This window comes from uncultured Caballeronia sp., assembly GCF_964243625.1.
Classification (GTDB): Bacteria; Pseudomonadota; Gammaproteobacteria; order Burkholderiales; family Burkholderiaceae; genus Caballeronia.
In genome coordinates this window covers 1-7,888 of record NZ_CAXTGZ010000276.1, presented here as the reverse complement: position 1 = coordinate 7,888, position 7,888 = coordinate 1, and the positions used below count along the sequence as shown (strand labels likewise).

The following is a 7,888-nucleotide window of genomic DNA, read 5'->3' as shown; positions in this document are numbered from 1 at the left end:
GAGAAGATGCCGAAGGCGGGCAGGATCAGGATGTACACCTCCGGATGTCCCCATGCCCAGATCAGGTTGAGGTAAAGCATGGGGTTGCCGCCAGCCGTGTTCGTGAAGAAGTGCATGCCGAGATAGCGGTCGAGGCCGAGCAACGCAAGCGTGACCGTCAGGATGGGGAACGACGCCATGATCAGCACGTTCGTGCAGAGCGCCGTCCATGTGAAGACGGGAATCTTCATCCAGCTCATGCCGGGCGCGCGCATCTTCACGATGGTGACGAAGAAGTTGACGCCGGTCAGCAGCGTGCCGACGCCCGAAAGCTGCAGGCTCCACAAGTAATAATCCACGCCGACGCCCGGGCTGAATTGCAATTCGGATAACGGCGGATAAGCGAGCCATCCGGTTTGCGCGAACTCGCCGATCACGAGCGACATATTGATGAGCACCACGCTCACCGCGGTCATCCAGAAGCTCAGTGAGTTGATGAACGGGAAAGCGACATCACGCGCGCCGATCTGAAGCGGCACCACGATATTCATCAGGCCGACCATGAAGGTCATGGCCATGAAGAAAATCATGATCACGCCATGCGCCGTGAAGATCTGGTCGTAATGATGAGGCGGCAGATAACCGGGTGAGTGATAAGCGAGCGCGAGTTGCGTGCGCATCATGATGGCGTCGGCGAAACCGCGCAAAAGCATGATGAACGCAATGACGATATACATCACGCCGATTTTCTTGTGATCGACGCTCGTCAGCCATTCATTCCACAGATAACCCCACTTCTTGTAATAGGTCACCGGGACCAGCACGGCCAGCGCCGCGATAACCATCATGACGCCCGCGCCCATGATGATGGGCTGGTCGAACGGAATCGCCGCCCATGTCAGCTTGCCGAATAGGATTCCCACGTCTTACCCCTTCGTGTCGCATCGCGGGTCGGTCGTGCTGCGGACGTTCCCGTTGTTGTACTTTGCGATGATGTTGTTGAACAAAACCGGACCGACATGCGAGTAATAGGCGACCGGATTCTTTTCGCTTGGCGCGGCGAGGGCGCCGTACACGTCGGCGTCGAGTGGCGTTGGCGATGCCTTCACCTTGCGAACCCAGGATTCAAAGTCGGCATTCGATGTCGCAATGGCTCGGAATTTCATATCCGAAAATCCTCTGCCGCTGAAGTTCGCGGATTCGCCCGCGTAGTCACCGGCTTCATTTGCTATTAAATGCAGTTGGGTCTGCATGCCCGCCATCGCGTAAATCTGGCCGCCCAATTGCGGGATAAAGAACGAATTCATTACGGAGTCAGATGTGATCCGGAAATTAACCGGTGTGCCAACTGGAAACTCAAGTCGATTAACTGAAGCAATACCCAGATCCGGATAAATGAACAGCCATTTCCAGTCGAGCGCCACGACTTCCACATTAATTGGCTTGATTTGAGATTGAAGTGGTTTATATGGATCGAGAGCGTGAGTGCTGTTCCACGTCAATATGGCCAGATACGCAATGATCAGGGTCGGCACCGTCCAGACCACTACTTCGATCTTGTTGGAATGCGCCCACTTCGGCAGGTATGCCGCCGTCTTGTTCGATGCCCGATATCGCCAGGCGAACCACGCCGTCAGTGCAATCACCGGCACGACCACGATGAGCATCGCAATGGTCGAGTCCACGATCAGCGACTTCTCGGCTACGCCAACACTGCCTTTGGGATTCAAAACGTCGAGATCGCAGCCAGACACGAGAAACGAAGCAAGGGCAGGAAGATAATTACAGATTGGTTTTAAACGTTTTACATTCATCTATATAAACCCCGAAGGTCGGATCTCCAGTCTCCGCCATTATTTTTATTATTCCGGACCGAAGGGTAACGTTTCGGAATCGATACGATTAGTGCCAATTTCCGCAAAAATGAATTGCCCTCGAAAAACTGCGGCGCGGTGTCGCAGCTTTATTGACATTCAAATTTTAGTGAATTTCGTATGGATTGTTTATCACGAAATATTACCCGTTGAAATTAGCATTAATTGACTGCGGCATAGTGTCGCATCAAATAGAAAGACCGAATGGACGGTTATTCGCTTTGTTTCATTTCCATTACTTTTGAGCCATAAATGTATTAAGGGTTTTTACCTAGTGCATCAATGATTTAGTCCGAAGGCGGCATCTGGGAGGGTGTCCGGGATGACGGGGTCAATGCCGGATCGGAAAGGAATCTGAAAGATTAAATAGAGATGCGCGCACTTTTTAACGTCTCTATGATTGCGCCGCCGATTGCAGCGCGGGGTCATGCCACGGGCGCAGCGGTTCTGCAATGTGTCCAGTTACCGCAGTTTCCCAAGGTCGATCAAGAAGATGCACTCCATACCGCTGCTCAGTCTCGCAATCTGGATTCCCATGGCCTTCGGCGTGGCGATCCTGGCGATCGGCTCAGACGCCAATCCCATGCCTGCCCGCTGGCTTGCACTTGCCGGCGCCGCGCTGAGCTTTGCCATTACCTTGCCGTTGATCGCCGCGTTCAACAAGCATTCGTCCTCCATGCAGTTCGTCGAGCGGATCAACTGGCTGCCCGATTTCGACATTTCCTACCATCTCGGCGTCGATGGCATCTCCATGTGGCTGACGGTGCTCACCGCATTCACCACGCTGATCGTGGTGCTTGCATCGTGGTCTGCGATCAGGACACGGTGCAGCCAGTACCTCGCGTCGTTCATGTTCTTGTCCGGGCTGATGGTGGGTGTGTTCACGTCGCTCGACGGCATGCTGTTCTTCATATTCTTCGAAGCCACGCTGATCCCGATGTACCTGTTGATCGGTTCGTGGGGCGGCAAGGACCGCGCGATGGCGGCGTTCAGGTTCTTCTTCTTTTCGCTCGGCGGCTCGCTCATGTTGCTGATGGCGATGCTGTACCTGTTTCATCGCTCGCATACATTCGATCTTGCGGCATGGCAGGCGTTGCCCCTGGGCTTCACGGCGCAGGTCTTGCTGTTCATCGCATTTTTTGCCGCGTTCGCCGTCAAGGTGCCAATGTGGCCCATCCACACATGGTTGCCGCAAGTGCATCTGGAAGCGCCTACGGGCGCGTCCGTGGTGCTCGGCATGCTCAAGCTCGGCGCTTATGGGTTCATCCGGTTTTCATTGCCGGTCACGCCCGACGCCGCGCATTTCTTTGCGCCGACCATCATCGTGTTGTCGCTGATTGCGGTGATCTATGCGAGTCTCGTCGCGCTGGCGCAGACCGACATGAGCCGGCTGCTCGCATATTCCGCGATCGCGCACATGGGTCTCGTCACGCTCGGCATCTTCCTGTTCAACCAGATCGGTCTCGACGGCGCGATCGTGCAGATGATCTCGTACGGTTTCGTTTCGGGCGCGATGTTTCTGGGTATCGGCATGTTGTGGGAGCGCATGCACACGCGTTCCATACATGCTTACGGAGGGGTCGCCAATGTGATGCCGCGCTTCGCCGTTTTCATGATGCTGTTTTCGATGGCCAACGTCGGCTTGCCGGGCACGTCGGGCTTTGTCGGCGAGTTCATGGTGATCATGGGCGCGATCAAGTTCAACTTCTGGATTGGTGCGCTCGCCTGCACCACGCTCGTGCTGAGCGCGTCGTACACGCTATGGATGTACAAGCGCACGATCTATGGACCGCTTGGGAACGATCGCGTTGCGAAGTTGCCTGACCTCGGCACGCGCGAGTTCGTGACGCTCGGTGCGCTGGCGATCCTCGTGCTGGCAGTTGGCGTTTTCCCGAAACCGCTCACCGACGTGATCGAGCCGGCGGCGGATAATCTGCTCAAGCAGGTATCGGAGTCGAAGCAGCCGGCGGATGAGCAAGTGCTTCCGGTTGCAAGGGCGGTGGCGGATAAGGCGCGTGAACCGGGGTAGGCTTGATCAAGCGGCCAGTTCCGCGATCCGCCTTCTCATCCCTTCATCCGGATAACTACCGAACCCCGCGCGCACGTTGTCACGCATATATTCGGGCCGGCCGGTCCCGGGAATTACGCACGTCACTGCCGGATGCGCGAGCACGAACTTGAGGAGCAGTTGCGCCCACGTCGTGCATCCGATCTCCTTGCTCCACTCGGGCACGGGTTTGTCTTTCAGCCGCCCAAGCAGACCGCCGCCGCCAAAAGGCTGGTTGACGATCACACCAATGCCGCGTTCCTTCGCCAGCGGCAGCAAGGTCTCCTCGGCCGCGCGGTCATCGGCGGCGTAGTTGATCTGCACGAAATCGATCTTCTCCGAGCGCATCACTGCTTCCACTTCACTGAAGGCACTCGACGTGTAATGCGTCACACCAATATAACGAATCCGTCCACGCGCTTTCCAGTCGCGCAGCGTGGCGAGTTGCGTCTGCCAGTCGAGCAGGTTGTGGATCTGCATCAGGTCGATGCGCGGCTGTTGCCAGAGACGCAAGGAGTTCTCCATCTGCGCGATGCCGGCATCGCGTCCCCCGGTCCAGACCTTGGTTGCAACGAACGCGCGCTTGTGTCCGTCGATGCGTGTCAGCACCGACCCCGCAACGGCTTCCGAAGAGCCATACATGGGCGATGAATCGATGACCGAGCCGCCGTTATCGAAGAGAATCTGCAGCACGTCCGCGAGCCGGGACTGGGCTGCAGGGTCGTTGCCCACATCGAAGGTGCGCCATGTGCCGCAGCCGACCACGGACAGCATTTCCCCCGTCGATGGAATCGCGCGCTTGTTCATCATGGATGTCTGTGCGAGGGCCTGGCGGGCAGCGAAGGGCAGCAATGTGCCGCTCGCGGCGAGCAACAAGAGCTGTCGGCGCAGCGCATCGACTGGCATACGGTCAGGGTTCCTGGGCCAGCACCTGCAGGCGGGGCGCGAGCGTGGTGAGCAGGAGGTCTTCCAATGGCATGGGACGGGCGAAGTAATAACCCTGCGCCTGCGCCGCGCCCATCTCGCACAGTACCGCAAGCGTCGCTGCGTCTTCCACGCCTTCCGCGACCACGGTCAGGTCGAGCGACTCCGCCATCCGCACGATGGCACGCACGATTGCCCGGCTGCGCGGACTCGTGGTCAGCTCGAAGATGAACGACCGGTCGATCTTCAAGCCGCTAAAGCGATACTGATGCACATAACTCAGCGATGAAAACCCGGCGCCGAAGTCATCGAGCACGACCAACATGCCGTGATCGGCGAGACGCTGCATGGAACGGCGTGCGAGATCGGGTTCGGCAACGAGCGCGCCTTCCGTCAGTTCGAGGCAAATGCGCGAGGGCGCCACGCCATGACGCGCGAGCAGCGCGAGGACATCGTCGGCAAATTCGGCCCGCGTCATGCTGTAGCTCGAACAGTTCACGTGGACCGGCGGCCAGTCAGCATGCTCGGGCTGCGCGAGGATAATCGCCACGCGCGTGAGCATGTAGAGGTCGAGCCGCCCGATCAGGCGCAGACCCTCTACGGCCGGCAGGAACTCGCCGGGCGCGATGACGCTGCCGTCGGGCTGGCGCCATCGGATCAACGCTTCGAGCGCGACGAGTTGACCCGACCTCGCGCAGACGATGGGCTGGAAGTAGGGTACGAGTTCGTCGTCGCGTTTGAGCGCATTGCGCAGCGCGCCCTCGCGTTCGACCTGGTCCGATACCTCACGCCGAAGCTCATGGTTGAATACCACGAAGCTGTCGCGTCCACCGTTCTTCACGCGATACATGGCGGTATCGGCGTCGCGAAGCAGGTCGGCGGGTTCCTTGTGAAACTGCTCGTCCGGGCTCACGATGCCAATGCTGCACGATGAAAACACCACATGGTCGTCGATGTGAAACGGCAAGTCGAACGCGGCAAGGATTCTCTCGGCAATGCCGACCGCGGTCTCAAGCGATGCACCCGGCGACAGCACCGCGAACTCGTCGCCGCCGAGCCGCGCGAGCAGGTCGGTGTCGCGCAGGCAGCCGCGCAGACGGCTCGCGGCCTGCACCAGCAGCAGGTCGCCGAAATGATGGCCGAGGCTGTCGTTCACGACCTTGAACCGGTCAAGGTCGATAAACATCACCGCCAGTTGCTCGCCGTCGCGATGATGATCGCGCCATGCCTGCTGCAACCGGTGCAGCATGTGACTGCGGTTGGGAAGTCCAGTCAGCGCATCGTGCGAATTCTCGTGTTGCAGGCGCGCGTTGGCGTCGTCGAGTTCGCGGGTGCGGTTCTGCACGCGCTCCTCGAGTTCGAGGTTAGCCGCGTGCAGCGCTTCGGCCGCGCTGCGCCGCGACAGCGCGGTATCGATATGGCGCGATACGAAGGTCAGCAATTCCTGGTCGCGCTTCGAATAGCGCACGCGAGACGAATAACTTTGCACCGCGAGCACACCGCGCACCTGGTCGCCGTCGAACAGCGGAATGCCGAGCCAGGAACGCAGCTTGATGCTTTCACCCGCGCTTTCAATTTCGCCCGTGTCCACGAGCCGTTCGGCTTCGGCAAGATCGACGAGACATGGACGGCGTTCGCGAATCACGTATTCGGTGAGGCCGCGCCGGCCGCGTCGCGGAGCCGGAATGGTGTTCACGAGTTCGTCGACGTAATAGGGGAACGACACGTTCTCCGAAGCAATATCGACCAGCGCGACGTAGAAGTTTCGTGCATACAGCAACTCGCCAACGATCCCGTGCAGGCTGCGGAAAAACTCCAGCATGTCGCCATGCCGGCTCGACAACTCGGCGATCTGGAACAACGCGCCCTGCAAATGCTCGGCGCGTTTTCGTTCCGCGATTTCAAGGCGCAGCGCGCGGTTCACCTCGGACAGTTCGGCCGTCCGGCGCGACACGGTCTCCTCGAGATCCGCGCGATGCAGGATCCGGTCGAGCGCCATGGCCACGTGCCGCGCGACCACCAGGAAGAGCGCGCGATCCTCCACGCTATAGACTCGCGCGACGTGGTAGACCTGCATCGCGATCATGCCGAACACTTCGTCGGATGCGTTCTTGAGCGGCGCGCCCATCCAGAATTCCGGACGGTCGCCCACGCAGAAGAAGCGTCCTTCGGTTTTGGCCGTGGCAATGCCGGCGGCATCGATCAGGAGCGGCTGGCCCGTGGTCAGAACCTGGCCGGTGAGCGACAGGCACGACGGATCGAGCGTGTCGTAGGCGGCGGGATCGAGCGCGCAAGTATCGATGACATCGACGTAATACGGGTACGTGATCTCGTTGTTCGAGGGGTCGTAGAGCGCGAGATAAAAGTTTTCTGCATCGATCAGCGTTGCAAGTTGCCGATGCACGCCGAGCAGGAATTCGGAACGATCGCGCACCGAACTCGCGAGATACGCGATCTCGTAGAGCACGCGCTGCGTGGTCTGGGCGCGCGCGAGAGCATCGGTTTGCAATGCCTCGCCGAGACTTCTCGCGAAGTCGGCCAGTGTGCGGTTCGCCGCTTCGGCAGCCGGTGCGAGCAGCCAGCCAAGAATGTTTTCGCCGCTGCCGGTTGGCCAGAGACACAGGCGATGAGTCGTGCAGTAGGCGTGAAACTCGTCGACGGAAAGAACGGCGGGCCACGCATTGTCGAGCGATCCCTGCGCCGCGAGGTGCATGCCGGCGCCGGGCTGATACCAGGCCCAGCAGGGTGTATCGGCGAGCGTAGCGGCGTTGCGCAACAGCGAATCGATGCAGGTATCCATCGTTGCACGCATGGGCGCATCGGGCGCAGGGCGTGCGAATGCCGCGACGGATGCATCGCCGCTTTCATCCGCCACGAGCGTGGACAGCTTGTCGGAATGGACGTTCATCGGCGCTCCGAGCCGGCGGCGTTAGCCGGCTCTTGACTCACTTTTGTTCGATGTCGACGTAAATAACCGGCTCGCAAGGTGTCTGAGTAAGCACCCCTTAAATTGCCGGACTTAGGTGTATTTACGGCAAATGCGGCATTCGGCTTGAGGGACTCC

Annotated in this window: 5 protein-coding genes; 1 reads left to right on the top strand and 4 read right to left on the bottom strand. The window is 59.4% G+C overall.

What is annotated here, in order from left to right; genetic code table 11:
- Together ACFFAR_RS18670 and cyoA are read right to left on the bottom strand one after the other, a co-directional pair.
- A partial coding sequence (locus tag ACFFAR_RS18670; RefSeq protein ID WP_375508253.1) for a cbb3-type cytochrome c oxidase subunit I occupies nt 1-842 on the bottom strand: 842 nt, incomplete at its 3' end.
- Between the two features lie 63 nt (nt 843-905).
- Entirely contained in the window at nt 906-1,793 is an 888-nt protein-coding gene (gene cyoA, locus ACFFAR_RS18665) for a ubiquinol oxidase subunit II (protein ID WP_174363511.1), read from the bottom strand.
- A gap of 553 nt (nt 1,794-2,346) precedes the next feature.
- On the opposite strand from cyoA, the gene ACFFAR_RS18660 reads away from it, so the two are divergent.
- Entirely contained in the window at nt 2,347-3,882 is a 1,536-nt protein-coding gene (locus ACFFAR_RS18660; RefSeq protein WP_174363510.1) for an NADH-quinone oxidoreductase subunit M, read from the top strand.
- Between the two features lie 6 nt (nt 3,883-3,888).
- On the opposite strand, the gene ACFFAR_RS18655 is transcribed toward ACFFAR_RS18660, so the two are convergent.
- Together ACFFAR_RS18655 and ACFFAR_RS18650 are read right to left on the bottom strand one after the other, a co-directional pair.
- Nucleotides 3,889-4,806: an aldo/keto reductase gene (locus ACFFAR_RS18655; protein ID WP_375508251.1), complete on the bottom strand. Its 918-nt coding sequence runs from the start codon at nt 4,804-4,806 to the stop codon at nt 3,889-3,891.
- Nucleotides 4,807-4,810: 4 nt separating this feature from the next.
- Nucleotides 4,811-7,624, bottom strand: coding sequence for an EAL domain-containing protein (locus tag ACFFAR_RS18650; protein ID WP_375508252.1), 2,814 nt, complete (start codon nt 7,622-7,624; stop codon nt 4,811-4,813).
- Between the last annotated feature and the right edge of the window lie 264 nt (nt 7,625-7,888).